The sequence below is a fragment of the Paenibacillus sp. J22P277 genome, from assembly GCF_059383675.1.
The window spans coordinates 698,487-725,227 of record NZ_JBXENS010000005.1; the positions used below are offsets into that span (position 1 = coordinate 698,487).

Annotated in this window: 24 protein-coding genes; 16 read left to right on the top strand and 8 right to left on the bottom strand. The window is 52.4% G+C overall.

The genetic code is table 11. The annotated features are described in order from the left end of the window. Positions 1 to 150: 150 nt before the first annotated feature. Positions 151 to 603, bottom strand: a complete 453-nt coding sequence (locus tag AC50YL_RS20310) for a MarR family winged helix-turn-helix transcriptional regulator (protein ID WP_494834272.1) — start codon at positions 601 to 603, stop codon at positions 151 to 153. A gap of 286 nt (positions 604 to 889) precedes the next feature. Between AC50YL_RS20310 and AC50YL_RS20315 the strand changes: the two genes are divergently transcribed. From AC50YL_RS20315 to AC50YL_RS20335, 5 genes are all read left to right on the top strand, one after another. Continuing rightward, on the top strand, positions 890 to 1,444 hold the full coding sequence (locus AC50YL_RS20315; RefSeq protein WP_494834273.1) for an NADPH-dependent FMN reductase: 555 nt from the start codon (positions 890 to 892) through the stop codon (positions 1,442 to 1,444). 215 nt (positions 1,445 to 1,659) lie between these two features. Then, positions 1,660 to 2,142: a DinB family protein gene (locus AC50YL_RS20320; protein ID WP_494834275.1), complete on the top strand. Its 483-nt coding sequence runs from the start codon at positions 1,660 to 1,662 to the stop codon at positions 2,140 to 2,142. Positions 2,143 to 2,511: 369 nt separating this feature from the next. After that, positions 2,512 to 2,844 (top strand): winged helix-turn-helix transcriptional regulator, encoded by a 333-nt coding sequence (locus tag AC50YL_RS20325; RefSeq protein ID WP_494834276.1) that lies wholly within the window; start codon positions 2,512 to 2,514, stop codon positions 2,842 to 2,844. 205 nt (positions 2,845 to 3,049) lie between these two features. After that, positions 3,050 to 3,778 (top strand): NAD(P)-dependent oxidoreductase, encoded by a 729-nt coding sequence (locus AC50YL_RS20330; protein ID WP_494834278.1) that lies wholly within the window; start codon positions 3,050 to 3,052, stop codon positions 3,776 to 3,778. Between the two features lie 15 nt (positions 3,779 to 3,793). Then, positions 3,794 to 4,255: a DUF2269 family protein gene (locus tag AC50YL_RS20335; RefSeq protein WP_494834280.1), complete on the top strand. Its 462-nt coding sequence runs from the start codon at positions 3,794 to 3,796 to the stop codon at positions 4,253 to 4,255. A 163-nt stretch (positions 4,256 to 4,418) separates the two neighbouring features. Here the strand turns inward: AC50YL_RS20335 and AC50YL_RS20340 are convergent, their stop codons facing one another. Then, the gene (locus AC50YL_RS20340) at positions 4,419 to 4,667 is read right to left on the bottom strand and encodes a hypothetical protein (RefSeq protein ID WP_494834281.1); all 249 of its coding nucleotides are present in this window, start codon (positions 4,665 to 4,667) and stop codon (positions 4,419 to 4,421) included. A gap of 327 nt (positions 4,668 to 4,994) precedes the next feature. Here AC50YL_RS20340 and AC50YL_RS20345 point away from each other — a divergent pair, with 327 nt between their 5' ends. The 7 genes from AC50YL_RS20345 (at position 4,995) to AC50YL_RS20375 (ending at position 12,423) form a co-directional block, all read left to right on the top strand. Next, entirely contained in the window at positions 4,995 to 5,390 is a 396-nt protein-coding gene (locus AC50YL_RS20345) for a (R)-mandelonitrile lyase (protein WP_494834467.1), read from the top strand. A 279-nt stretch (positions 5,391 to 5,669) separates the two neighbouring features. Continuing rightward, positions 5,670 to 6,143, top strand: a complete 474-nt coding sequence (locus AC50YL_RS20350) for a hypothetical protein (RefSeq protein WP_494834283.1) — start codon at positions 5,670 to 5,672, stop codon at positions 6,141 to 6,143. Between the two features lie 208 nt (positions 6,144 to 6,351). Continuing rightward, the gene (locus tag AC50YL_RS20355; RefSeq protein WP_494834284.1) at positions 6,352 to 7,506 is read left to right on the top strand and encodes a serine hydrolase domain-containing protein; all 1,155 of its coding nucleotides are present in this window, start codon (positions 6,352 to 6,354) and stop codon (positions 7,504 to 7,506) included. A gap of 344 nt (positions 7,507 to 7,850) precedes the next feature. Then, positions 7,851 to 8,747 carry a nucleoside hydrolase gene (locus tag AC50YL_RS20360; protein ID WP_494834286.1) on the top strand — a complete coding sequence of 299 codons (897 nt, stop codon included), beginning with the start codon at positions 7,851 to 7,853 and terminating at the stop codon, positions 8,745 to 8,747. Between the two features lie 51 nt (positions 8,748 to 8,798). Then, positions 8,799 to 9,719 (top strand): ABC transporter permease, encoded by a 921-nt coding sequence (locus AC50YL_RS20365; RefSeq protein ID WP_494834288.1) that lies wholly within the window; start codon positions 8,799 to 8,801, stop codon positions 9,717 to 9,719. 124 nt (positions 9,720 to 9,843) lie between these two features. After that, positions 9,844 to 10,758, top strand: a complete 915-nt coding sequence (locus AC50YL_RS20370) for a carbohydrate ABC transporter permease (protein ID WP_494834289.1) — start codon at positions 9,844 to 9,846, stop codon at positions 10,756 to 10,758. Between the two features lie 51 nt (positions 10,759 to 10,809). Then, a complete protein-coding gene (locus tag AC50YL_RS20375) occupies positions 10,810 to 12,423 on the top strand; it encodes an ABC transporter substrate-binding protein (RefSeq protein ID WP_494834291.1) in 1,614 nt (537 codons plus the stop codon). A 57-nt stretch (positions 12,424 to 12,480) separates the two neighbouring features. Here AC50YL_RS20375 and AC50YL_RS20380 read toward each other — a convergent pair whose 3' ends face one another. The 4 genes from AC50YL_RS20380 to AC50YL_RS20395 form a co-directional block, all read right to left on the bottom strand. After that, positions 12,481 to 14,307, bottom strand: coding sequence for a cache domain-containing sensor histidine kinase (locus AC50YL_RS20380; protein WP_494834293.1), 1,827 nt, complete (start codon positions 14,305 to 14,307; stop codon positions 12,481 to 12,483). Then, positions 14,304 to 15,884 (bottom strand): response regulator transcription factor, encoded by a 1,581-nt coding sequence (locus tag AC50YL_RS20385; RefSeq protein WP_494834294.1) that lies wholly within the window; start codon positions 15,882 to 15,884, stop codon positions 14,304 to 14,306. The genes AC50YL_RS20380 and AC50YL_RS20385 overlap by 4 nt, the downstream gene beginning before the upstream one ends. 178 nt (positions 15,885 to 16,062) lie before the next feature. Further along, complete coding sequence (locus tag AC50YL_RS20390) at positions 16,063 to 17,967, bottom strand: hypothetical protein (protein WP_494834295.1); 1,905 nt, start codon at positions 17,965 to 17,967, stop codon at positions 16,063 to 16,065. After that, on the bottom strand, positions 17,952 to 18,737 hold the full coding sequence (locus tag AC50YL_RS20395; RefSeq protein ID WP_494834296.1) for an ABC transporter ATP-binding protein: 786 nt from the start codon (positions 18,735 to 18,737) through the stop codon (positions 17,952 to 17,954). Before AC50YL_RS20395 ends, AC50YL_RS20390 begins: the two co-directional genes overlap by 16 nt. Before the next feature lie 322 nt (positions 18,738 to 19,059). Here AC50YL_RS20395 and AC50YL_RS20400 point away from each other — a divergent pair, with 322 nt between their 5' ends. From AC50YL_RS20400 to AC50YL_RS20410, 3 genes are all read left to right on the top strand, one after another. Beyond that, on the top strand, positions 19,060 to 20,649 hold the full coding sequence (locus tag AC50YL_RS20400) for an ATP-binding protein (protein ID WP_494834297.1): 1,590 nt from the start codon (positions 19,060 to 19,062) through the stop codon (positions 20,647 to 20,649). A 151-nt stretch (positions 20,650 to 20,800) separates the two neighbouring features. Continuing rightward, positions 20,801 to 22,645, top strand: a complete 1,845-nt coding sequence (locus tag AC50YL_RS20405; RefSeq protein ID WP_494834298.1) for an ABC transporter ATP-binding protein — start codon at positions 20,801 to 20,803, stop codon at positions 22,643 to 22,645. After that, positions 22,620 to 24,449, top strand: a complete 1,830-nt coding sequence (locus tag AC50YL_RS20410; RefSeq protein ID WP_494834299.1) for an ABC transporter ATP-binding protein — start codon at positions 22,620 to 22,622, stop codon at positions 24,447 to 24,449. Before AC50YL_RS20405 ends, AC50YL_RS20410 begins: the two co-directional genes overlap by 26 nt. Before the next feature lie 43 nt (positions 24,450 to 24,492). Here the strand turns inward: AC50YL_RS20410 and AC50YL_RS20415 are convergent, their stop codons facing one another. Next, positions 24,493 to 24,993 carry a CBO0543 family protein gene (locus tag AC50YL_RS20415; protein WP_494834300.1) on the bottom strand — a complete coding sequence of 167 codons (501 nt, stop codon included), beginning with the start codon at positions 24,991 to 24,993 and terminating at the stop codon, positions 24,493 to 24,495. A gap of 148 nt (positions 24,994 to 25,141) precedes the next feature. Further along, positions 25,142 to 25,582 (bottom strand): hypothetical protein, encoded by a 441-nt coding sequence (locus AC50YL_RS20420; protein WP_494834301.1) that lies wholly within the window; start codon positions 25,580 to 25,582, stop codon positions 25,142 to 25,144. Between the two features lie 237 nt (positions 25,583 to 25,819). Between AC50YL_RS20420 and AC50YL_RS20425 the strand changes: the two genes are divergently transcribed. After that, on the top strand, positions 25,820 to 26,590 hold the full coding sequence (locus tag AC50YL_RS20425; protein ID WP_494834303.1) for a hypothetical protein: 771 nt from the start codon (positions 25,820 to 25,822) through the stop codon (positions 26,588 to 26,590). The last annotated feature ends 151 nt before the right edge of the window (positions 26,591 to 26,741 follow it).

The window sequence follows — 26,741 nt, forward strand, 5'->3', positions numbered from 1 at the left end:
GATGCCGGTCGTTTTCTGCGAGCCGTCAGATCGCCTCGACTGACGCCGGTATGAAACAACACCAATGGGGAAGAAACCGAAGGATGAGGGAGAACCGGAGATTGGTTAAACGGTACGATTCTGACAGGAAAGCTTAAAAGCATTTAGGAGTTACCCTTGTAATTTCTGTGACCCTATCCCCATTTTCTTCAATAAAACAATGAGCTGCTCTTTCTCTTCGTTGTTCAAAAAGGAGAAGTTTTGAGAGATCGTTTCCACGTGTTTCGGAAAAAAATCATCAAATAAAGCCATTCCTTGCGCGGTCAGTACGGCATCGTTCGCTCTGCCGTCTTGGGGGTTCGGCTGCCGCCCGACGAGTCCTTGCTTGACTAATTTGTTCACGACGAAGGTGATGCTTCCGCTCGGGATGGAAAATTTTTCGCTGATTTTTTGAAGGGGAAGAGGACCTTTGCTATAAAGCAATTCCAGTATCCGAAAGGTTTCAGGACTAAGATTGTGCTTTGCGACATCTTTCTCGAGGTTGTTATGCACAGCCTGGAAAGCATTCGCGAAAACCCGTAACAATCGCAAGTCCAATTTATTTTGTTCCTCTTTGAAATTCAAAAAATCACCCCCTCTTAATCAGACTGAATGCTTCGAGATTGTGGATATTTGTATACTAACAATAGGATGATGGAGTGTCAATTTGGGGATCGATTGACAAACAACTATTGTAATTATATTATATTTATATCCTATTTATATTGTTTATTAGGATTGCATTTTCGGGAGAGGAGTGAATGGCACGTCTTTTTTTAAACGGTTGTTAAGTAAACGTCCAAATAGTCAAGAAGCTTCGCAAGGAAGCGTGAATGCACCGCTTAAATCGAACTCAAATGGAGGAAATAACATGTTGAACATTGGAATTATTCTTGGAAGTACCCGCCCGGGACGCAACGGCGAAGCAGTAGCGCGTTGGGTGACCGACATAGCGATGAAACGCAACGATGCGAATTACGAGCTTGTGGATCTTGCCGATTTCAATCTGCCGTTGTTGGACGAACCGATGCCCGCGGCAATGGGCCAGTACAGCAAGCCGCATACGATTGCTTGGTCGCAGAAAATCAATTCCTTCGACGGCTTCGTATTCGTTACGCCGGAGTACAATCATGCAACTTCCGGAGCATTGAAAAATGCCGTTGATTTTCTTTTTCATGAATGGAAGGATAAAGCGGCAGGCTTTGTCGGCTATGGGGGTACCGGCGGAGCGCGTGCGATCGAAAATCTCAGACTCATCGTCGGAGAACTTCAAATGGCCGACGTACGCGCGCAAGTGGGGCTATCGCTTATGACGGATTTCGAAAACTTCAGCGTCTTCAAGCCTGCCCCTCATCAGGAGGCTGCCGTTAATGCGATGCTCGACCAAGTTGCCGCTTGGAGCGGAGCATTGAAAACGCTGCGTTAAATCGCAAACGGGATTTTTTCATGAAAAATAGCAACGTAATCTATCGATTCCTAATAACGCCATGCAGTTTACGCTGTCCTATCGGATGCCAGCGCGTTGTTATACGGCAATTCGATTCTCATCTTCAGTTTCATCGTTGCGGCCAGCGCGATGTTATATCTCAACACCTTCGGCAGTACTTCGCAATTAATAACAGTAACTAAGGGAGAAATACAATGCACGCACAAAAATTATTAAATCAACTTGAAGTGATTCGCGAGATGACGATTAAATCCATCGCATCCATTACGGACGAGATCGCGGATGAAATGCCGGCAGGGTACAGAAACACCGTCCGTTGGCATCTTGGACATATCGTTGCTTTTACCGACCTTTTTCTGAATAATTTCGTGGGTTTGACCCCTTATTTGTCCGAAGCGCATATCGCCATGTTCAAATCCGGGTCCAAACCTGCCGATTGGCAAACGCAACCTCCGACTCTGGAGGAGCTGGCTTCCTTGCTAAAAGGACAAATGGATCATATCAAGTCGCAGCTCGGCACTCGGAACCTCGAAGAAAAAGCAAACAAGCCATTGCGCTTGTTCGGCACGGAAATGGATTCGATCGGCGAGGTATTGAATTTCAGCTTTTATCATGAAGGGCAGCATCTCGGGCATATCAAATGCCGGACGAATGCAAGCCCATTGAAACAAGCGTGAATAGCACTCGCATACAACAGCAAGGGCCGTCCCGCAGAGGACGGCCCTTTTTGTCGGCTTTGCTTTTGCCATAAAAAAAGCCCAAAGCGCAACTTCAGTTGTGATTGAGAGGATAAAATAAAAAAGGCGATATGTAGAATTACCATATCGCAAAGTGAATCGTGACACCTTTAATCATACAGCTAAAACAAAATATGTATACTCGCATTCTATTCATCGAAATTATGTTGACAAAATGCGCAGGCAAAAAACAATGAAGCGAACGAACAAATCGCACTAAACGATTGACTTGAACGTAGCATGCTTATAAAGTTAAAGTAAGTCAATTTCAGGAAATGCGCTTACTTCAAAGTAAGGAGATGATGTTCGATGATTCATCAGCGTGAATGCCCGGTGGAGACGCTCATTCATGTTTTAGGCGGCAAATGGAAACCTATGATTGTATGGCATTTGACGGAATCCAAGAAGCGGTACAACGACCTGGAAAAGCTGATCCCGGATGTCTCGCAAAAGATGCTTTCGCAACATCTCCGAGATTTGGAACAGGAAGGGATCGTCGATAGAACGGTTTTCCCGTCCATCCCGCCAAAGGTTGAATATTCGCTTAGCGAATACGGCCGAACGTTGATTCCCGTAGCGGAAGTCATGTGTGCTTGGGGAGAGAACCATAATAAACGGAAATACGAAGAGTCCGCGTCCTAAAGCGGGTTCAATGCGCGTGCACGCGCATGCGTAATTCAATCTACGTCAAACAAAAGCTGCCACGGAAATTCCGGGCGGCTTTTGTTTATCTATACTAACTTTTAAGTAAGTACCCTACTTTAAAGTGGGTTCTTAACAAGATTCCGAAGCGATGCTAAGCTTGAGTCAAGAAAATATTGGAAGCCATTACGAGGAGGAAAATACAATGAAAATGATTGTTTTTGGAGCGACGGGGAATACCGGGAAAAGAGTGCTGGCGCAAGGGATGAAAATGGATCATGAAATGACCGCGTTCGTGCGAAATGCCGGGAAGCTTGCCGAACAACTTGGCGAGCATGCCGCAAAGCAAGTGAAGGTGATCGCGGGCGATATGATGAACCCGGCGATCGTCGGCGAGGCGCTCGCGCAGCAAGACGTCGCGATTATCGCAGCCGGCCATGCGGGCCAGGGAGACGAGTTCGTCGGTCTCGTCGATAACATTATTAGCCAATGCGAAGGCCAACCTAGCTTCTCCGGTCGGGTATGGATCATGGGAGGAGCCGGACTGCTGGATATTCCCCATACCGGCCTGATCGGCAACAATTTACCCGGCTTCCCGCCCGAGTATAAAAACCATAACCGGAATTTAGAAAGGCTGCAACGGACTCGGCTCGATTGGTCCATGATGTGTCCGGGAACCATGTTGGATTCGACGGAGTCTCCGGAGCCGGTTCAGCTGCTTGTAACGACGGACGCGTTGCCCGTTCCGATGCCGGAGACGATCAAGGCATATTCCGAGGCCGAAATAGCCGGTCACTTGTTCAGCCGGTTTCAAGAGCTGAATGTCGCTTACGACGATGTCGCGAAATGCATGCTGGACCATATCGAGCTCGGAGGGCCGTTCAAGGGGAAAAGGGTCGGTCTCGCCTATCAAAGCACGATTGCGGTTCGCTAGTGAGGAGTAAGGGAGATGGTGAGTTTGTTTGGATGGCTCCTCGTATTTCACGTCCTGGCTGCAATCGCGATCGTCGGTCCCGCTTTCGTGGTACCCGTCATTCGAAGATCCGCCAGAACCGCCGGCCAGCTGCGCTTTGCGATCGATGTAACGAACAAAATCGCCATCCTGCCTAAACTCGGCGGAACCGTACTTATTATTACCGGGGTATGGCTGATGATCATAGCGAAGACGGGGCTGTCCCAAGCGTGGTTGAATCTATCGATCCTTCTGTCGCTGCTCATGATCGCCACGATCGAAGGCTTGGTCGGGCCGCGCATGAAGAAGGTCATGGAAATGGCAGCTATCAATCAAGGCAATGGGGACGAGGTTCCCTCCGAGCTCGGTCGATTGATGAAAAAGGTCGTACCTGTCGAGACGGCGGCACAGCTGCTGATGATTGCCGTATTGGTGCTGATGGTTTTGAAGCCATTTTAATCGTATCTTGATGTACCGCAAGATTCGATGGTACGAAAACATAGTAACGCGGCACCGGGACGCGAGACTCGGCAGCGAACTAACGAGCAGGTTATCGGAAGATAACCTGCTTTTATAATGGCGGAAATAAAAAAGAAGGCTGGATGCGCCTCCTTTAACGGACTTAATTTGAATTGTAGGCTGCCCTGTCTTCCTCGCTCAACGTATAAAACTTACTCGAATTACGGAAGATCGTCGTTCCATCGGAGATCCGCACGGAATGATCGTTGTAAGATCTAATCGTGGTGATGGGTCTAAGCCGCATGCGGTCTTGGAAGGTCTCGATGGGTTCTTTATGCATAATCGCTAACTCAAAATCCTGGTCTGTTTTCAATTCTTGTTTTGCGCTGAAAATCGGCTTTTCTTTTGTCACGATTTAGTCGTCCTCCAAAAGTAGCATTTAGATGCTTAATATTACAGCAGTGCAGGGAACAAAGCAAATGCCAAGCAGCGATGAAAGAAGATGTTGCGCGGCAAAATTCAAACCGTGGCGATCGATAATGTTATTCGCAAAGAAGTCAGCCATCGCTGGATTAACGATTTTGCCGGTCGTTTTGAATTGATTCTCAACACCGTGTCGGCTACGATTGACGTGGATGCTTATTTGCAGCCGCTTTCTCATCCGGAAGAGAGCGCCAGGAAACAAAGGCCGCGACATGGCTGCAACAAAAATCGCAACGCTTATGGAGGAATATGGAAAATGGAAATCAGAAGAATCGGATCCCAACCTTCCGGTAAAGGATCGCCAGACTATTTTACCGGCACGGTTCGCATCGATCCATTGTTCGAAGCAGCCGACCCGGCACGCGCAGCCGGAGCCAGCGTCACGTTCGAGCCTGGCGCACGGACCGCTTGGCATACGCATCCACTGGGGCAGACGCTGATCGTAACGGCGGGCCAAGGGAGGGTTCAACGCTGGGGAGGTCAGATCGAGCACATCAGTCCCGGAGACGTGATCTGGTTCCCGCCAGGCGAGAAGCATTGGCACGGAGCATCCCCGACTACGGCTATGACCCATACCGCCATTCAAGAACGTCTCGACGGCCGGTCGGTCGATTGGATGGAGAAAGTCACCGACGATCAATACCGGTCCTAACCGAGAAGCGTATCGATCGGGATTAATTTCTTCGATCGCAAACGGCGCCTTTGCCTAAAGGCGTCTTTTTCGTAATCATTCGTTCGCTGCTCGATGGCCGAATGTTCAGGTCTAGCTCCCGAACGCGTTTGTGTATTTTTTACATTCCGTCACGGTTAATTTACGCCTTATTTACGAAGGTTTATATTAGAATTTTATTGTTACGGAGAGGAGAGAGAGGCAATGCATACGGTTAGGCATGCAGAGGTTCATTTCGCGTGTGCCCCAGGGTACTTGGACATGTATTCTTTATCGTACCGGTGGTTCGGAGCGGTTTGGACGTATAATGAACGCCATCAACGCATGGTGAGAGGATATTGGTTCGGCGACGGACAGCATGATTTGATTGAAATCGCGAAGCATTCGGGCTGGGATTCCTTCGTGGTGGTGAGGGATGCGACTATCATTAAACAAATCTATAAAACAATTCGCAACATACAGCAAGAGCAAGATTGGGACAAGCGCTCCCGCATTCCGCTCCGCAGCATGATGACCGAGCAATGGAGATCGATTAAAACGGGCTATTATATTTTCCAATCCCGCGATCGGTATCCTTTCTACCTCTCCTGCATAGAAAAGAAGGGCTGGCTCGCGTATATCAAGCATGCGACGGTGTGCGAGAACGATAGCGACAAAATGGCGTTCATGAACAAGGTCAATCGCGAGCATAACATTCGATTAAAAGAGTGCAAGACGATCAGGGGGCTGTATTAATTAATGACCGTCATTGGAACGGAGTTCGATTCGAACGGCTGCAAGCTCCCCTAGGCAGCTGTTCATTTTTTTGCGAATTTTCCATTAAGGTACCGGCTTGAAGGCGGTGCTTTTGATTCGTTTGCGAACCAAGACGATTGTCCTACTTACGCCATCCAAACCGTATGATACTATTGGTGGTAAGCGCTTTCCGAAAGGGGATATAGGGATGAATCGGATACAACAACGTTTGACCCCGCTTCTTAACAGCATCGTGGAGAAGGGACCGCCGGGCTGTGCTTTAACCGTTGTTCGGCGCGGAGAGGTATTATTCCAGGACAACTTCGGCTATGCGGATCTGAACACGAAGAAGAAAATCAGCACGGATACCATTTACCGTATTTATTCGATGACGAAGGTGATTACCTGCACGGCCGCGCTGATGCTTTACGAGCAAGGGCGCTATCTGTTGAACGATCCGTTGGAGGAGTATTTGCCCGAGTTCAAAAATCCGATGGTATACCGCAGCAACGAAAATGGCGACATGACGGTGTCTCCGGCGTCTGCATCAATCAGAGTCAAGGATCTGTTCACCATGTCATCCGGACTTACATATGGCGGTAACGATACGGAAACCGAGCGTCAAACCCTCGCAATGATGAAAAACGCAGTCGCCACGATGAACATGCGAGAGCTGTCCAAACAGCTGGCGGCCATCCCGCTTGCGTTCGATCCAGGCACGCATTGGAAATACGGCACAAGCCACGACGTTCTGGCCGCTTTGATCGAGGTGTTGTCCGGCACGACCTTCGAAGCGTTTCTGCAGAAGGAGATTTTCGAACCGCTCGGGATGAACGACACCTCGTTCCGAATCTCGGACGACAAGCGGGATCGGTTATGCGCGATGTACGACATCGCGGAAGACGGCACGTTGACCGTCAACGATCGAATGGACGCCCCCTACCAACCGGGATGCAAATACGAAAGCGGCGGAGGCGGCCTGCTGTCGACCATCGGTGACTACAGCCGGTTTGCGCAGGCGCTGTCGAGGGGCGGCGAATGGAATGGCGTCCGGCTTCTCGGTCCGAAGACGGTACAACTGATGCGGACCAATCATTTAAACCCGCAGCAGCTCAAGGATTTCGACTGGTCGCAAATGAGCGGCTACGGCTACGGCCTTGGGGTTCGCGTGTTGATGGATCCCGCAACGGGAGGAAACAACGGCACGATCGGCGAATTCGGCTGGGCTGGCTTGGCCGGATCGTGGACGCTGATCGACCCGCACGAGGAATTGTCCGTCGTCTATATGCAGCAAATGCTTCCAAGCCACGAGCCTTATATTCATCCTAGGCTGCGGACAGTTATTTACGGTGCTCTGGAATGAATCGATAGCGAAAAGACGCCCTGCGCGGACCTTTGTTCCTCGAATCAGAGATGATGTTCTATAACCAAAGGGCTGCCGCGCGGCAGCCTTTAACATGTAATCCAAAGCCAGTTCGATCCATTCATGGATCGGATTGGCTTTTTCGTTACTCCGAAATAACGACAAACCGGCGACAATTTTCGCATTGCGCAACATCGTATATTTTTACTTGAAATCGTACTTTTGTATATATGAACCAGTCCCGATTCCCTCTAGAATAGAGTATGTAAGCCTTTTCAAAATAGTTCGGGCCGCATGCGCAACGCATGAGCGCGAATGAAAATACCTAGCTATGGAGGCTGAAGATGGAGAGGACGAAGATCATCATCGATACGGATATCGGCGACGATATCGACGACGCGCTGGCGATCGCCTTTGCGCTGGAGTCGCCCGAACTGGATGTGCTCGGCATTACGACGGTCTTCAAAAATGTGACAGCGAGGGCGAAAATAACGGTTCGACTGCTTGAACGGGCAGGACGCGGGGATATTCCCGTCCACGCAGGCATCGGAAGACCGATCCTGAACAAGGCGGACGTGAATGAGATTCCGAACCAATACGACGAAGCAAGGGATGGAGAAGCGACAGGGTTCGGCGCGAACGGCGTCGATTTCATCATCGATACGGTTATGGCATCGGACGGAGAGATTACCTTGGTGCCGATCGGTCCGCTGACGAATATCGCGATCGCCATTCTCCGAGAGCCGGCGCTCCGGAGCAAGGTGAAAGAAATCGTCATGATGGGCGGCTGTTTCTACAGCCATCTGAGCGAATGGAATATCCGATGCGACCCGGAAGCCGCGAGAGTCGTGTTCGAATCCGGCATCCCGATCAGGGCGGTCGGCCTGGACGTTACCGTGCAATGCATCCTGAGCAAGGAAGACGTGGGCCGGCTGATGACCAGACCGAAACGATCGGCATCGTACCTCCCGGATCTGCTTGCCAGGTGGCAGAAGGTGTCGGATCACGAGCCGATGCTCCACGATCCGCTGGCCGTCTGCGCCGTATTCGACGATCGCCTGCTGGCATTCCAGCAGGATGACATCGTCGTGGAGACGCAAGGCGAGTTTACGCGCGGGCAGACGTATAACCGAAGCGCGCTCTACTGGCGCGGCAACGCCGACCAGTCCGTCATCCGGGCGGCCAAGCACGTCGATTCGAAAGCGTTCCTCAAGCTGTATACGGACAGGGTGTGCAACTGAATCCTCTGAAGCAATGACGCAACGACTCGCGGACGAAGGAAGGGATAGCGGTTGAACAAGCACGGCATTCTCTATGAACTCCGTAAAAATCGTACCTTATTTCTAATGGCGCTGCCTGCCGTTTTATTGGTCTTCTTAATCTCCTACATCCCGATGACGGGGATTATCCTGGCGTTCAAGGATTACCGGTTCGATCTTGGCGTGTTCGGCAGTCATTGGAACGGGTTCGAGAACTTCAAGTACTTCTTTAATTCAGGGACCGGTCTGCGCGTAACGCGCAATACGATTCTGTACAACTTGCTCAATCTGATCACCTCCCAGCTGTTTGCCGTCATGATCGCGATCTTCATTCATGAGATGAGAGGGAAGTATTTCAAGAAGGTATCGCAATCGATTATTTTCCTTCCGTTCTTCATCTCATGGACGATCGTCGGCGTCTTCGTGTACAACATCTTCAACTATGAGACCGGGACGTTGAACTCGGTGTTGAAATCCTTGCACATGGCCCCCGTAAACCTTTATGAAACGCCTACGGTCTGGATATTCATCATTTGTTTCTTCAACTCCTGGAAGTGGGTCGGCTATACGTCGGTCATCTATATCGCGTCGATCCTCAGCATCGACTCGGAATGCTTCGAAGCGGCGGAGATCGACGGCGCGAACGTGTTTCAGAAAGTCTTCTATATTACGATTCCGTCGATCAGCCCGACGATATTCATCATGTTCCTGTTGAATATCGGCCGGATCTTACGCGGCGACTTCCAGATGTTCTATCAGATCGTCGGCAATAACGGCCAGCTATTCGATTCGACCGACGTCATCGATACGTTCGTCTTTCGATCGCTGCTGACGAGCGGCGATATCGCGATGCCCGCCGCGGCGACCTTCTATCAATCCGTGCTCTGCTTCGTCATCATCATGGCGGTGAACGGCTTCATACGAAGGACCAGACCGGACAACGCGTTGTTCTAGGACGCATAACCGAACAGTAGGAGGCATACCCGAGCAGCGAACGAAGTTCGCGACCAGGGTGAGCGGAGCTCACGACCAGGGTTAATGGATGGCTCGATTACGTTTTCGCCAGGAGAGGGGATCTATGGAGAATAAGCTTGACCCGAAGGGAAGGATTCCGAAGACGGAAGGCGCGAATCTGTTATTCAACGTGATCAGCTATACGGTCGTTACCGTGGCGGCGATCCTATGCCTGCTGCCGTTCGAGATCCTCCTATCCGGATCGTTCACGGACGAGAAGGCGATCGCGCTGCACGGTTACGGCATCCTGCCAAGCAAATTCTCGCTGGAAGCCTACCGCGTATTGTTCAAGTTCCCGGAAGCGATCATACGGGCATACGGCGTATCCATCTTCATTACGGTGGTCGGGACGATCATCGGGCTATTCGTGACGTCGATGACGGCGTACGTGATGAACCGCAAGGATTTCAAGTACAGGAACAAGCTTGCGTTCTTCTTCTACTTCACGACGTTGTTCAACGGCGGCATTCTTTCGACTTATATCTTCTTCGTGAAATACCTGCAATTGAAAAACGACATGCTCTCTTTGATTCTTCCGCTCCTTGTCAACGTGTTCTATCTCATCGTGATGCGAACGTTCATCAGTTCGATTCCGGATTCGATCAGCGAATCGGCCAAGATCGACGGGGCGGGGGACTTCACGATCTTCATGAAGCTCATCCTGCCGCTGACGAAGCCGGGGCTGGCGACCATCGGCTTGTTCTATGCCCTGGATTACTGGAACGACTGGTACAACGCGATGCTTTACATTACGGACGCGGATAAGTACCCGCTGCAATATTTGCTGTTTTCGACGCTGCAATCCGCCGAGGCGATCTCCCGGATCTCCAAGATGGCCAGCGTAGCCGCCATATCCGTGCCTACCTTGTCGCTCAAGCTGGCCATGGCCGTCATTGCGACGGGGCCGATCATTCTTGTCTATCCGTCCGTTCAGAAATATTTCGTCAAGGGGCTTACGGTCGGCGCAATCAAAGGATAATGCCGGATCATCCGGTTTATCGCATAAACGACTCGTTCAAGGGGGATGCGTATGAGAAGATCAAACGTAGTAACGCTGCTGCTGGCTGCCGTGCTCGTCATGGCGGTCGCGCTGACAGGCTGCGGCAATAACGCCGGAAATTCAAACGCCGATACGGGCAACGGCGGCAATTCCAACACGAGCGGCAATTCGAAGACCAACGGCAATTCAAGCACCGGCGACAATGCGAGCGGCAAGACGGATAATGCCGGTACCGGCAACGCTGCGGCGGCGGCGGATATTGACCTGTCCAAGCATGTGAACCTGACCATGTACCTGATCGGATCGCCTGCCAGGGATTACGACATGGTGCTTGCCGAATTGAACAAGAAGCTGGAGAAGGACTTGAACGCCACCTTGAAAGTGAACTGGGTCGGCTGGGCCGATTATGGCACGCAATATCCGCTGCTGCTGGCTTCGGGCGAACCGATCGACCTGATCTACGCTTCGACGTGGACGAACTTTTATCAGAATGCCCGGAAAGGCGCATTCATGGATATCAAGGACCTGGCCAAGAAATACGCGCCGAAGAGCCTTGCCCAGATCACCCCGGATTTCTACAAGCAGACGGAAGTGGACGGCCATCTCTTCGCCATGCCCTCGGAGTTCTATCAGTATGGCGATATGGGCTATATCGTCAGAGGCGATCTTATGAAGAAATACGGACTGACATCGATTAACAACATCGACGATTACGGCAAATACATGGATGCGGTCGTGAAGAACGATCCGCAGCTCGATCCAAGCGGCGATATCAGCTCGTCCGGCGGTCTTGAATCGTATTATGCGAATGCTCAAGGCTATTACGGTATACTGTCGAGCCAGTTTTCCCCGTTCTATATCAACATGGATGATGCCAATCCGAAGATCTTTAACTTATATGAGACGGACGGCATCCTGGATTACTTCAAGAAAATGAAAGAGTGGGGGGACAAGGGCTACTGGTCCAAATCGATTCTCTCCAACAAAGACGATAAAATGTTAACGGAAGGGAAGGCCGCGTCCAAACTGCACAATCAAGATTCCTGGAGCGGCGTGTACATGGAGCATCCGGATTGGGATGTCCAGTTCTATTTGAACAGCAAGTACACGTATAAAACGCAAGCGATGCAGGACGGCATGGCGATACCGGCTTCGTCCAAAAATCCGGAACGCGCGCTGATGCTCCTTGAATTGCTGCGCACGGATCGAAGCTATAACAATCTCCTGACTTATGGCATCGAGGGCAAGCATTATGAAATTACGGCCGACAATAAGCTGAAACCGCTTGATTTGGACGGCTTCGCGCCGGATGGCTATTGCTCCTGGGGCTTCAAGGCGCCAGAGCTCCGCTACGATGTTGTCGGTACTCCGCCAAACAACGCAGAAGTGCGCCAGAAGCTGGCGGATCAGGCGAGAGAGAACCCGTATGCGCTCTTCACGCCGGATTTCGAGCCGGTCAAGAACGAAATGGCCGCCGTCACGAATATCGTGCAGCAGTATTCGTTCCCGCTCAACTACGGCTACGTCAAGAATCCGGAAGACGGCCTGAAAACGCTCCAATCCAAAATCAAAGCCGCAGGCTCGGAGAAGATCATGACCGAAATGCAGAAGCAGCTGGACGCGTTTCTGGCGGCCAACAAGTAAATCCATGTAAACGGACGAAAGGTTCAGGAAGGATGACATCCCTCCTGAACCTTTTGTTTACCGGACGCGATGCGGCAAGCGTATCTCGACCTCCGTGCCGTCGCCCGGCGATGAACGGTAGGCGAGGCCATATTCCTGGCCATAGCAGAGCTTGATCCGGTGGTCGATGTTGCGGATGCCGTATCCGTGGGCGTCAACGTTGGCGTTCCCGCCGGCAAGCAGACCCTCGGCTTGTTCCGAGGGCATCCCCACGCCATCGTCCCGGACGGTCAAGACGATCTCGCCGCGCTGGAGCATTCCGGTCACGGTAATGGTGCCTTCCTCGCTGTTCCTGGCTTCGAGTATGCCGTGGATAATGGCATTTTCAACCAAGGGCTGAAGGATGAGCTTCAGGATATCGCAGCCGTACAACTCGGGGGCGACCCGAACGTCCAGCTTGATTTTATTGTCGAAGCGCAAGTTCTGAATTTGCACATAGGCGCGAATATGATTGATTTCGTCTTCGACGGCGACAATGTCTTTGCCCTTGTTCAGGCTGAGCTTGTAGAACTTGGCAAGCGATTGCGAGATGACCGCGATGTCGGGCACGTCGTTGTCGATGGCTTTCCAGTTGATCATTTCGAGCGTGTTATACAGAAAATGCGGATTGATCTGCGCCTGGAGCGCCTTGAGCTCCAGGTTTTTGATTTCCTTGCCGTTCTGATACTGTTCTTGGACGAGCAGCCGGATTCGTTTGACCATGTGATTGAAGCTGTCGGTCAGCTCGCCGATCTCGTCGGGGATCGTGGAATGCACTTCTACGTTCAGCACGCCTTCCTGCACCAGGCGCATTTTTTTCTTCAGCAGCAAGATGCGTTTGACCGTTGCGCCCGTAATCAAGTAGGCCAGTCCGTAGGAGAGCAGGCCGCAGACAAGCATCAATAAGAGCATGAGGTCCCGGATGCGGATGCTTTGCGTAAAGATTTCCGTCAATGGAATCGCCGTCACCATCGTCCAATCCGTGTTCTCGATCGCCCTTGTCTTGACGACATACTCGCTGCTGCCGATTTCCGCGTTGTTCCATGACATGCCGCCGTCCTCGGAGTCCAGCGCGTCCTGGGTATCCTGGATAAGCGCCGGATCCGGGCCGATGCGATGATAATTGTCCATGTTGGAGCAGCTTACGACAGCGCCGTTCGAATTTTGAATGTAGACGACGCCATCGTTCGTGATATTCGCTTTCTGCAGGATCTCATCGATCATATCCTTGCGAATGTTCAGTTCGATAATGCCGATGATTTGCGCCGTCTGCTCGCTGTTGCGGATTTTGCGGAGCAGCGAGATGACCGCCACCGGGTCGAGATGGGTATTGTTGTTCGTGATCGCATGTTCCGGCAGCCAGCTGACCTTATCCTTGGAATCGAGCAACGACCGGTAGCTCTCGGTTGCGGAGAAGGCGTCCATGTCGAAGAAGTTGAAGTTCTGTCCGGCATACATCAGCCATCCGGGCACGTACAGGCTGGCCCGATAGACGTCTTCGGCATTCTGAAAACTGCTTAAGAAAGATTCCAGCTTCTGCCTGTCGATATTCTGCTGCACGTAATCATCCCCGAACGCATGCTTGTCCCTCGTCAGCATCGTCTGAACGTCGGCGTTGAAATAGATGACGTCGGAGGCGTTGATCAGCGTATTCAGTTTATAGCTCAAGAACGTGAAGGCCTGGTCGAACGACTGATCCGCGGAGTGAAGGATTTGTTTCTCGTAATCGCGCGATACGTTCTTGTACGAGAACGAAGTCATCAGCGCGAGCGGGAGGAAGATGAGGATGAAATAGGAGATCAGGAGCTTGCCCCGAATCTGCATGTGCGTGAATAATCCGGTTAACGTCCGCAGCGGGTTTCTCACGGCTGATGTTTTCTCCTGAATTGCGTAGGCGTCATGCCGGTTATCTTCTTGAATGCCTTCGCGAAATAGTTGGCGTCGTTGTAGCCCGACAGATCCGCGACCTCGTACAGCTTGGATTGCGGCTCCATCAACAAGTCTGCGGAACGCGCGATGCGGACTTCCGTGATATATTCGCTGATCGTCTTGCCTGTCTCTTTCCTGAACAGCGTCGACAGATAGGTCGGCGTCAGGTGAACGTGATCGGCCAGCAGATTCACGGTTATTTCCTTGTCGCCGTAGTTGCCCCGTATATACTTCTTCACGTCCTGCACGGCCCGGCAGTTGGATTCCATGTTCGCGATGCGGTCGAGGAGAAAGGAGGCCCTGCGCTGAAAATAGTCTTTCAGCTGCTTGAACGTGCCGATCTTGGACATCATCGCCCAATCGTATTCCTCTTGTTCGGATCCGGACTGGCTCAGGTGCAGGCCGCGCTGCTCGGCTTGCTCCGCGAGCATGCGCAGCATGCGGTAGAACAGGTTCTTGACATCGTCGACCGGCGTACCGGTCTGGGTGCGGATAGCCCGATACAATTGGTCCGTGAACGATAGGATCGCATCCTTGTTCAGCTCCTGCAGCAGCCTCGCGTAGGAAGGAAGGAGTTCGTTATTGATCTTGTACACGGCGTTAGGCTTGTCGATGGCATAGACGATCGTGCCGAAGTCGCAGTAGAACAGATGGCTCAGAAACCCGGTCGCCGTCTCGTAGGAATCGGGTATTCCCGGCCATCCGGGCGAGGCGGTGCCGACGATCCAGGACAGCTTCGGACATGGCGAATGCCGATCGTTCAGATGCGCCGTCAGCAGAGGGAAGACCGCGGCCAGCTCTTTCTGGCGATCCGGCCGATGCGCGGAGATGACGACGATGCGTGCGGAATCCTGCATGACCGCCAAGTGCGTAAAGCCGTTCGAGGCTTGATGCAGATAGTCGATGATCCGGTTGGCGCAGCGCAGTTTGACGTCGTGCGGCTCGTCCTCGCCATACGCGGGGACGAGGATGGAAACCGTATACGAGTTGCCGGGGTCGAAGGAGACGCCGGCAAGCTGCAAGCTGCGTCTCAGCTCGCCGTCACGGACCGGGCTGCGAATGAACCCGTTGACGATATTCTGCCTGATGAACGGCAGACTCTCGGACAACGCCATTTCCATATGGTCGACTTTCAGATTCTCCCGGCACAGCCGTACGGCCTTTGCGATCACCTCCTGGATCTCCTCGATATTGATCGGTTTCTCAACATAGCTGACTGCGTTGATGCGGATGGCGGCTTTCAAATATTCCTTGTCGGAATGCCCGCTCAAGAAAATGATTTTGCAGGCGGGAAACCGTTCCCGGACCGATGCGGTGAAGTCGATGCCGTTCATGCCCGGCATGCGGATATCCGAGACGACGATATCGGGATGCAAACGGCGGGCCGCTTCGAGTCCTTCGATGCCGTCCTTGGCCTCTTCGACGACATCGACGCCCAGTTCATGCCACTTGATATGCTTCATCAGCCCTTTTCTGGTAGCGGACTCGTCTTCGACGAGCAGAAGCTTAATCATGCGATTTCACTCCCGACTTTGAAAGCGATTACATATAAGCAAATTATACGTGATCATGCCGGATATGCACAGAGAAGAGGAGGGTTTAATCTGCAACGAAGCATAACGATCGCGCTTGGCTGCATTCTGCAGGTACAGGCAAGCGCACAATCAACGATGACAGCTGCATTTTCCGGCATCATTGCACATATCCGTTCGATTTTTCGTTGCGAACTGCGGCTTTATGCGTAAAGTAGACGATTGCCGCATAACCGACTGCGAGCAGGCCGCCACAGATCATGAGCGCGATGACGAGCCATTGCCAAGGATCGGGCAAGTAGAGAGCAAGAAACCATGCCCGTTCGCTTCCACCGAAAAGTTTGATGGCAAGCGGAACGATTCCTTGGGGAAATAGGGCCAGCATGCCCAAGATTTCGCAAACCGAAATTTGAATTATTTTGGCGCGGGACATTCGGTTCGCGACAACGAAAACCGATGGTTTGCTCAGGGTATCGGGAACGGAAGCCGATGATGAATCCTTGCCGTGATGCAGCATCCGATGGAGCAGCTCGGGACCGAAGGTTGTTAATCTCTCGACGGCCAGACGACCAAACCACCAGAAATAGAGGATGGCAAATACGATCGAGACAATCGTTCCGACCCATTGCAGCCAATCCAACCCAAGCAAGACGCCGGTAATCGTCAGCGCGGACGGCGGCGCGATGAGAATCAGCAATACGAGCATGACCGATATGAACTGCCACATCCCAAGCGGATGATCGAACATATCGTCTCCGCGCTTATGCGCATCGATCATCGGTTCGAGCCGGTAAACGGAGTTCAACGCGACGAGTCCCGCGCCTCCGCCCAAAGCAGCTATCGTTAACGTGAGCAACAGAGGCAGCGCCCATCCTTGACCGCTTATCGCGATCAGTCCGATCGCGAGGGCAAGGGCGGTCGGAGCGACGATAATCAGCCAGGCGATTTGACGTCCTCGCACGTCGAAGCGTTCGGCTTGCGGCGTGACGAGCGTCATCCAAAGGGCGCTTCCGTCTGCCCCGTACAAATTCGCGGTCGATCCCGCCACCGTGACGACGAAGATCGGCGCGACCCAGGGCAGTGCCGCCAGATGCCCGGCAATTGCCGGATACAAGCATAAGAACAAGCTATAAAACAACGCGAAATAGACAAACCCGCTCCGCGTATAATCCCGTCTCCATGCGATCCATTCTTTGAGGGCGACGGCGCCGATCGGTCCCGGGAAGAGACCTGATCGGACACCGCGTGCCGCGTTCCATCGACGAACGCCGGCTCTGGCAGAAGAGGTCGTCAATCGCTTGTTCAGCAAGCGCGCCCAGACGGATTGGAGCAGCCCTGTAAGAATAGCCAAGCCTGTCAGCGTAGCGATTGAAAGCCACCATTGCCCGTCTCCGGTTGCATTGACGGCGAGAATGCCCCAGTTAGATGGAACGGCGTACAGCAGCATGGAGAAGCCCGCGGGAAATCCGTTCGCGAAGCCGCTGGCATCCAGGTCCAGAAGGAGCCATCCCGTTATGAAAAAGGCCATGATCCCGCCGGTGATCATGGCGCTGAAAAAGGAACTGGCTTGTGAACGGACGAGCTTCCGAAGCGTGCTGGTAACGACGCGGGATAATGATGCAACGAACGCAAGCTGCAGCAGAACAGCGGGAATAGCTATGATCGCCGATGGAATGCCACCCGTTTGCAGCGCGTAGAAGATGAGGGAGGAGAAAGCAAGAAGACTGATCAGTCCAGACACGCCGAATAAAGAGGCTCCAAGCAAACCCGTCGCGAGACGGTGCGAAGTTACGGGCAGAAAGCGGAAATTTTCCGGCAGAAGCGTCTTGTCTTCTCCTGCGAAAAGGATCGGCCCGAAGATCCATCCCAATGTCCAAATTCCGTAAAGGAGTGCAAGCTTATCGTTCGCGTCAAGAGCCGGACCGTAACCAAGAAGGCCGAAATGAAAGGTGAAGTACACGGCGGCTAGTCCGAATAGGCTGCCCCAGCCAAGTCGTCCAAGGTTGTTGCCTCGCATGCTGTTGCGCAGCACCGCCATTTTCATACGGATTAGGACAGTAACCATGGCAATGCCTCCTCTTCGCCGCTTGTGCCTCCGACAAGCTCGATGAAACGTTCTTCCAGCGTTCTTCCGGCACATACGGCATCCATCGTCCCGGCAGCTTTAACCGAGCCTTTCGCAACGACGGCAAGCGAATCGCACAATTGCTCGACCGTCTCCATCACGTGGCTGGAGAATAGCACGGAGCCGCCGTTATCCACGAATTTGCGAAGGATTCTCTTGATGACCGACGCGGATACCGGATCGACGGCTTCGAACGGCTCGTCAAGCACCAGAAGCCGGGGGCGATGCAACAGCGCTACAGCCAGCGCAATCTTCTTGCGCATGCCGGTGGAATAATCGCTAACGTAACGATCCTCGGCTTCGACAAGGTCGAGTACGCCCAATAGATCTTGCGAGCGCGCGTTCACGGTATTCTCGTCCAGCCTGCGCAGGAGGCCTGCGTACTTCAATACCTCTTTGCCGGTCAGCCGTTCGGGCATCGACAATCCGTCGGGCAACACGCCGATCATTTCCTTGGCGCGTCCCGGTTCCCGCCACATGTCAACTCCGAAAATCAGGGCGGTGCCCGCGTCCGGGCGAAGCAAGCCCGTGGTCATCGATAGCGTCGTCGTCTTGCCGGCGCCATTCGGACCGATTAGACCGAAGAACGACCCTGCATGGACGACGAGGTCAATGCCGTCGACCGCCGACTTCTTGCCAAACGTTTTAACAAGCCCTTGCAGCTTCAGCGCGGGGATCCGATCGAGAATTGAATCAGTATTCATAGTCATTTTAATAACCTCATTTTCGGCTTTTCGCCTAGTTGGTTAGTTACTCATGTAACTAACTATATAAGACAAGGAAATATATGTCAACCGGAAGTTGCCCATAACTCGTCATGATGAATAGCAGGAGCAAATGTCGCCCCAAATAGGTTATTGCGTTACGGGCGGCATTTATGCTAACCGACATCGAAATAATGCGCATTGTCGAAAGCCATTTCTCTCCTTAACTAACAAAAGGAAAATAAGCCAATATAGCGAATAGTAAAACTATTCGTTCTCTGCATGAGACGGAGAGCGGAACGATATGGAGAATATAGGTGACGTCGCTATGGTAAACACCGTCCTGTATAAAATATTGCTTCCGATCATGATCGCTATTATTTCATTTTCATCGATCTATTTAGGACGGACAGATCACGCCTACATCATGATTGCGACGGGCATCGCGATGTTGATCGCATTTAACGCCAACCCGAATACCCACAAGCACACGTACTTGCAATTGATGTTGTTAATCCTATTTCATTGGTTAAGCCAGCTGAATTGGTGCTTAATGATCTATGTGATCTTGCTTATTCGGCAACTAACGCGCAGCGAAGATTTAATACGCGAGATCTTCAGCATGCTTTTTATTATGACCGTCTACAGTCTGATCCGTTTTTCTTATTCCCCGATCAACGATTATTCGCTGCTCGTTACGCTCTCCGATATTGCAAGCTCGCTCGTATTCGTTACCTTGATATGGAAAATAAAAAGCAATCAAAAAGAGAAGGAAAGCCTGGAGAAAAAGAACAATGACTTATTGAAAAGAGACGTTCTGACCGGATTGCTCAACTATCATGAATTCCGAAAAGAACTGAACAGGATGAAAGAACGCGGCGAAGTATATCTAATCATCTTGAGCTGCCAAGACTTAAGATCCATGAATTTCGAGCACGGGTACGAGCAAGCCAACCATGGTCTGAAAGATATCGCCAGCCAGCTGGAACTTCACTTCGGTTCTTCGATCGTATCCCGTTACGGCGGGAGCGAATTCGCGATCGCGATGGAAACGGTTGCCGAACCGACGCCTGAAGACAGTATTAGAGAAGTATTGGCTGCGATCATTATTGCGTATCCTCATTTGGATATTATTTATGCGTATGCGTTATCCGATGGACGCTCTGCAAGCGAAACGATCGCCGATGTTGAAAATCAGCTGTTTCTGCAAAAGAAAGAAATTTGGATGAATCGCGACGAACATATTTTCCGCGCAGACAAGTTGAAAGTAATCGGAGAGCTGGCGGCAGGAATGGCCCATGAGATTCGTAACCCGTTGACGACGATAAAAGGGTTTCTCCAATTAGCCCATCAGAACGACTATAAGGATATTGACCGCTATCACCCCATGATCATGGACGAAATTACGCGAGTCAGCGAACTCACCTCCGAGTTCCTGCAATTTTCCAAACCCAACCTGTCCCATGTCAAAACGGAATCGATCGCGTCTTGTGTCGCAAGGGCAGTCTCGATCATGGCGACGGAGATCGAGCGGAATGGCCATGAGCTCCATGTCGATTATCCCGAGCATTCTTTATTCGTGAAAGTAGAGCGGGATAAAATCGTGCAGGTGCTCGTGAATTTGTTCAAAAACGCAATCGATGCCATGGAGGACCTTGGCCATATCGGCATAAAGATTTATGGAATCGATACATCAGTCTGCATCGAGGTGTCCGACACGGGATCGGGGATGTCCGAGGTGACGAAAGAAAAGGTATTCGAACCGTTTTATACCACGAAAGGTCACGGCACGGGGCTCGGTTTGTCCATATCGCATAAGATTATTCAGGATCATGGGGGACGAATGGAAGTCGTGAAAACGGGTCCGAAGGGAACGGTATTCTCCATCGTGCTTCCGGTTGTTTCCCCAACCGCGTAACCCGGGGTTCACGCCGCGGAACGACTCAACCGGCGGTTGAATCGAAGCCGAGCCAGCCATTCAACCAATGCTTTATAGGATTGCATGCGGGAATGCGTTATGCTCTTCCCGGCAGTGCGCACTGTACATATTCAACGAAGGAGGTATTCGCGTGTCAAAAGAAAAAGCAGCGTATTCCGCATGGTCGAACATTGCCTATTCCATGCGGCTGCACGTGCAGGCAAGGCCCCTAACGCTGATCTGTTGCGCCATCTCGGCGATTGTCGGCGTCGCCTTGCCTTTCGTCAATATCCTGATGCCCAAAATCGTCATCGACAATCTTACCGCACATGTCGCGCCGGGCGAGTTTATCATGTCGGTGGGCATGATGGGGCTGCTCCTGGCCGCGCTGAGTTGCGCGAAAAGCTACGCCGACCTCATTACCAATGAATCCGTGGGCACCATCAGTATATTGAGCCATCTTCAGATCGCCATGCGCAAACTGCTGAACATGGACTTCGAGGTGCTGGAGAGCCCCGGCTACGCAAAGCTGGGCGAGAAGGCGGGTCGCGCGATGCAAAGCAATCATTCTCCCGCCTCCAACATCCCGCGCGTGATGTCGCAGCTAGTATTGAACCTCTTGGGATTTCTTACGTACGGAGCGGTCATTGTGACCGTACACCCGCTAATTATTCTTTTCCTGGCCGCGTCGGCGGGGATTAATTGGTTTGCGCTCTCGCGTGCGCGCAAGATCGAGCGGGATACGCGCGAAGAGCGGTCTAAGCTTCAAGGCAAGCTTTGGTATATGCACAAGGCTGCGAAAGAGCCTTCCGGCGGCAAGGACGTGCGGCTTTACGACCTCGGCAGTTTAATCCGCGGAGTCTTTCGAAACGTACATGCCGCCGCAAACGGCAAAGAGCAGAAGGTAGCTACGGGAGACATGAAGGCGCAGCTGTCGGATGCCTTGCTTAGCCTCATACGCGACGGCGGAGCGTACGCCTTTCTGATCTACCTGCTGCTGAACGACCAGATCACGTTAGGGAATTTCGTGCTGGTGTTTGCCGCCATTGGCGCGTTTGCGGGTTGGCTGTCGGGGATCATGACCCATTCGAGCGAGCTATTGCGCGCCCTTAGCGAGCTGTCGGACATACGCGTGTATCTGGACGTGCCGGATCGCTCGAATACCGGACCGGGCCATGCGCTGCCCGCCGGCGAGCTGCTGCCGCCGGCCATAATGCTTAAGAACGTCGGGTATGCGTATCCGGATGCGGAGGAGCCGACGCTTTCCGGCATCGACCTCGAGATCGAGCCGGGAGAACGCATTGCCATCGTCGGCGCGAACGGCGCGGGCAAGACGACGTTAATTAAGCTCATTTGCGGTCTTTATCGGCCAACAAGCGGCGAGATTACGCTCGGCGGCGTCGATATTGCGCGATATAACAGAGACGATTACTACACGCTGCTCTCTACGGTATTTCAGGATATCCATCTCTTTTGCGTGGATATCGCCGGCAACGTATCGCAGCAGACCGCCGATCGGACCGACCGCGAGAAGGTCATGAGATGCCTGGAGCTGTCCGGGCTTATCGATAAGGTAAGCGGGCTTGAGCAGGGCGAGCTGACGCATCTTGTGCGGCGCGTGCATAACGACGCCATCGAGCTTTCAGGCGGCGAGAAGCAGAAGCTCGCGTTGGCGCGGGCGCTGTATAAAGACGCGCCGGTGATCATTCTGGATGAGCCGACGGCGGCGCTCGACCCTATCGCCGAGAGCGAGATCTATCAGCGTTACGCCGAATTGACTGAAGGCAAAACATCGATTTATATCTCGCACAGGCTGGCAAGCACGCGCTTTTGCGACCGGATCCTGCTGATCGACGGCGGCGGCATCGCCGAGTGCGGCACGCATGACGAGCTTATGAGACATGGCGGAAAATACGCCGAGATGTTTATCGTTCAGTCGCACTACTATCAGGACGGGGAGGTTACCGAGCATGAAAACGCGCTCAATCTGGCATAACCTTTGGCGGGGTTACGGGATCGTACATCAATTGACGCCCGCCTATATTCCGCTTACGTTCGTCGGATCCTTCATCAAGGCCGCGCAACCGTTCGCGGTGCTCTTCCTGTCCGCCCGGATCATCAACGAACTGGCCGGCGCGCGCGACGTCGGGCGGATTATGCTGTACGCCGCGCTTGCCGTGGGACTCGCGTTCGTCCTGTCGGCATTAAACGCCGTGGTTACGCGCCGGATTACGACCTTGAACAGCACGCTGTGGGCGCGTTTCTACTTTTTCCTCGGCAATCGGTACATGCAATTGAATTATGATCAAATCGAAGATGCCGGTACGAATGAGAATCTGGCGGATATCGAGGCCAAGGCTAACGGCAACGGCCTTGGCATCTTGCGCCTGCACTGGAGCCTTCTAGCGCTGCTGCAGCCTTTATTTGAGCTGGCGGCGGCGACCGTGCTGGTGTTCGGCATGTTTTCATCGGCCTCGTCCTACGAGCGGACATTCATCACGTCGCCGTTTGCCACCGGTTTGTTGATCTTGCTCGTTCTGCTCATTCTTCCCTTTACTTATGTCGTCAAGAAACGGGAGCAGCGGATCCTGCAGCAATCGTTCGAGATCAATCCGAAGGCAAACACCTATATCCAGTTTTTCAACGAATATATGCAGGCCAAGAACGCCGCGAAGGACATTCGCTTGTATAAACAAGCCTCTGCGATCGAGGAACATTACAAGAAATCGGACGGGTTGGCATACTGGTACAAGTTCTTCGACTACCTGGGAAAAAATAACGCGTTGGCCGCGGCAGTGAATGCCCTGCTGGCAGGCTGCGTCTATCTGTTTATCGGCCTGCGGGCGTTATATGGCATGTATCCCTTAGGCAGCGTGGTGCAGTATATCGGTGCGGTCACCGGCGCGGTCGGAGCATTGGCCAATCTGATCGGGGTTCTGGGAAACTACATCACCAACAACCCGTATCTCGATCATATGTTCCATTATCTGGACCTGCCGGACAACATACGAAAGAGCGGCAGCAGCCGGCCAATCCCGCAAGACGATTTGGAGTTCGAATTTCGCGGCGTGTCGTTCAAGTACCCCGGCGCAAGCAATTACGCCATCGAGCGCCTTAGCATGAAGCTGCATGTCGGCCGGCGGCTTGCCATCGTGGGCATGAACGGCGGCGGCAAGACGACGATGATCAAGCTCCTGTGCAGGCTGTATGAGCCGACGGAGGGCGTGATTACATTGAACGGCGTGGATATAAGGGAGTACGATTACGCAGCGTATATGCGGATCTTCAGCGTCGTGTTTCAGGATTTCAAGCTGTACTCCTTTTCGCTTGGACAAAACGTAGCCGCTTCCGAGACGTATGACGCGAAATTAGCGGAAGAGTGCCTTCGAACCGCGGGCTTTGGCGACAAGCTAAAGGCCATGCCCGACGGGCTGGAAACCTGCTTGCATAAGGATTTCTCGGATGACGGCGTTGAGATCTCGGGGGGCGAAGCGCAGAAGGTGGCGTTGGCGAGGGCGCTGTACAAGAACGCGCCGTTCGTGATCCTAGACGAGCCGACGGCGGCGCTGGACCCCATCGCGGAGTTCGAGATCTACTCGCGATTTCATGAAATCATCGGCGACAAGACGGCGATCTTCGTCTCGCACCGGCTCTCGTCCTGCCGGTTCTGCCATGACATCGCGGTGTTTCATGAGGGGCGGCTCATTCAGCGAGGTTCCCACGACGAACTTGTCGCCGACAGGGGCGGGAAATACGCCGAGCTATGGAACGCGCAGGCGCAGTATTACGTAAGCGCGTGACCATGAATGAGCGGACAGGTTAAATCGACGTAACCTAGAGCTGTCATCTTATTGGAACCTGAAAGATAATCACGATTGCAAGCGCAATCGGTATCGAGATTATGTACGTTACTAAAGGCCGGTAAAAATGCAAGAGAAGCATCGGGAACATCGTCACATTGAATAGAACGGAATCAAGCATCGTCCAACCGTTAAAATGTTTCATCGCTCCGCAAAACAAATAAATGACTTCAATGCAGGAGTAAACGGCTACCCAACCTCCAATCCATGCGATCGACTTACCGATCCCGTTCGGGAAAAAACCAAGGTATATGAGCGCGGTAGACGCAAAGCATACAAAACAGCATAGTTCGACGCCGATATAGCTATGGATTGGCGGCCAGGGCTGATGCTGCCATAGCGGATGGTTTCTTGTCAGCAGCATATAAAAAACGTCCCCAAGCAAGAAATACAAAATGGTCGCATGGTATTTTCGCCAGTGTCTCCAATCTCCCCAGCGCCATGCCGCAAGCACGAATACGATGTCCAACGCAATGAAAGGCATTTTCTTATACCCCTTTAATATCTTTCGTTTACCTATCATCGTTCACAAATCGAACTGTATGTATACGATTTAGGGGGGAGGAACGGAAGCTCTCGGGTGCCGGCTCCGCTTTAGTCAAGAAAACGGCAGCCGTCATGGCTGCCGTTTTCTAATCCGTATATACCGAAGCATTGAAATTTTCCGGCCCGGATCGCAGTACGAACGGACCCGCATTGGGCGTTTCCAAAAAAAGCGTGTATACGAGTTCGCCGCTGACGGGAGCAGGAACATTGTAATCCGAGGCAGAGAACGGAATGAGCTGGTTATTGTTGACCGTATCAAAACTGCTGAAGGATTCGTACACGATGTCATCCGTCGGCAGGAAACCCCGAATGAGCGTCAAGGTTACGAAGATTCCGCCTGTTGGCGTTTCCGGCAATTGAATGCCGACGATACCGTCGAATTGAACCCGGATTATACCCGGCGTCGTGCTTGGCACGTTCAGGCCGACTTGTCCCACCAGCACGGGCGTGTCCGAAGGAAACGGATCGGGATTAAAATCCGTTGCATTGATCCCCATCGATGTACGCGCATCGATTAGTCGAGTCACATGACCAACCCCTTTCTATGATGCTATATTTATATGACTATTTTTGATTTTTTGCGTCGGCTCGTATGGACTTTAATAGAGAATTAGGTGTTTGGCAGCGCAACAGCAAGCACTTGAAGTGAAATAGTTAGCATGAATATTGGATGCCTGAAATATATTTGGGTGGAGAAAACGGTTGTCCTGCCGGCGTGCGATGCGACCTTTATATAGCGGACAAAAACAGGGAGGAAGACATGGATGGCTCGGCGAAAATCAACGCTCAAAAAAACGAGGGGAAATCGCTCCGCCGCGGCATCCCGAACAGCAGCCGCAATGAACGGAAAGTCGCCTATCGATCCGCTTGCTACTATTTCAGCTCATCATGAAAGTCACGTCCCCGTTTCGGTATCTCAGGAAGGAGCCTCCGGCTCCTACAGTAACAGTGCGATTGCAATGATGCCGCCCGGACAGCCGGTCCCTGTATCGAAGCATGAACAGATCCTTCGCATTAAGATTGCGCGGGCGATGTTGTCCGGCCCTCGGAACGTCACCAATGAGGCGACGGTCGCGGAAATGGATGGGGACGGCAATCTGGTCATCCTGCGGCGGGGCACCAATAACTGGGTCTGTTTTCCCGGCGACGAGAATCAGATCGGCAATCCGCCCATGTGTGCCGACCCCATGGGCTTGCAATGGATGATGGACTTAATCGCCAAGAGGCCACGGCCCACGAATCGGGCCCCGGGCCTCATCTATATGCTCTGCGGCGCCGCGCAGCACAGCAACACCGATCCTTTCGACCGAACAAGCCCGGCTATTCCGATCGGTCCCCATTGGATGATCATATGGCCTTTTGACGCCAAGCAAAGCGGTCTGCCGAATACGGTACGGGATGCAGGCGCCTGGGTAATGTTCGACGGCACTCCGTACGCCTATCTGCACATCTGCGGCACGCCATGGACGGGCAATGCGTATAATGACGGTCTGGATCCAATCTGGACCATGTCCTACGGCACGCGATTAGACTGATTGGAGAAAGCTCTCCGAGCTTTCTACCCCTACGGATACTATTATCCGCCGCGTTATGGACGCGGTTTTTTTATTTTGTAAATACAAGTCCCCATTCTTTTCATAAGACAAAAACCTATCCTATATTCCACATATATACAGATATTGATAT

Bases quoted from the DNA above. Each gene is read 5' to 3' on its own strand.
- AC50YL_RS20315 (WP_494834273.1), top strand. From the start codon at position 890: ATGTTGAACATTGGAATTATTCTTGGAAGTACCCGCCCGGGACGCAAC.
- AC50YL_RS20320 (WP_494834275.1), top strand. From the start codon at position 1,660: ATGCACGCACAAAAATTATTAAATCAACTTGAAGTGATTCGCGAGATG.
- AC50YL_RS20325 (WP_494834276.1), top strand. From the start codon at position 2,512: ATGATTCATCAGCGTGAATGCCCGGTGGAGACGCTCATTCATGTTTTA.
- AC50YL_RS20330 (WP_494834278.1), top strand. From the start codon at position 3,050: ATGAAAATGATTGTTTTTGGAGCGACGGGGAATACCGGGAAAAGAGTG.
- AC50YL_RS20335 (WP_494834280.1), top strand. From the start codon at position 3,794: ATGGTGAGTTTGTTTGGATGGCTCCTCGTATTTCACGTCCTGGCTGCA.
- AC50YL_RS20345 (WP_494834467.1), top strand. From the start codon at position 4,995: ATGGAAATCAGAAGAATCGGATCCCAACCTTCCGGTAAAGGATCGCCA.
- AC50YL_RS20350 (WP_494834283.1), top strand. From the start codon at position 5,670: ATGTATTCTTTATCGTACCGGTGGTTCGGAGCGGTTTGGACGTATAAT.
- AC50YL_RS20355 (WP_494834284.1), top strand. From the start codon at position 6,352: ATGAATCGGATACAACAACGTTTGACCCCGCTTCTTAACAGCATCGTG.
- AC50YL_RS20360 (WP_494834286.1), top strand. From the start codon at position 7,851: ATGGAGAGGACGAAGATCATCATCGATACGGATATCGGCGACGATATC.
- AC50YL_RS20370 (WP_494834289.1), top strand. From the start codon at position 9,844: ATGGAGAATAAGCTTGACCCGAAGGGAAGGATTCCGAAGACGGAAGGC.
- AC50YL_RS20375 (WP_494834291.1), top strand. From the start codon at position 10,810: ATGAGAAGATCAAACGTAGTAACGCTGCTGCTGGCTGCCGTGCTCGTC.
- AC50YL_RS20385 (WP_494834294.1), bottom strand. From the start codon at position 15,884: ATGATTAAGCTTCTGCTCGTCGAAGACGAGTCCGCTACCAGAAAAGGG.
- AC50YL_RS20390 (WP_494834295.1), bottom strand. From the start codon at position 17,967: ATGGTTACTGTCCTAATCCGTATGAAAATGGCGGTGCTGCGCAACAGC.
- AC50YL_RS20395 (WP_494834296.1), bottom strand. From the start codon at position 18,737: ATGACTATGAATACTGATTCAATTCTCGATCGGATCCCCGCGCTGAAG.
- AC50YL_RS20400 (WP_494834297.1), top strand. From the start codon at position 19,060: ATGGTAAACACCGTCCTGTATAAAATATTGCTTCCGATCATGATCGCT.
- AC50YL_RS20410 (WP_494834299.1), top strand. From the start codon at position 22,620: ATGAAAACGCGCTCAATCTGGCATAACCTTTGGCGGGGTTACGGGATC.
- AC50YL_RS20415 (WP_494834300.1), bottom strand. From the start codon at position 24,993: ATGCCTTTCATTGCGTTGGACATCGTATTCGTGCTTGCGGCATGGCGC.
- AC50YL_RS20425 (WP_494834303.1), top strand. From the start codon at position 25,820: ATGGCTCGGCGAAAATCAACGCTCAAAAAAACGAGGGGAAATCGCTCC.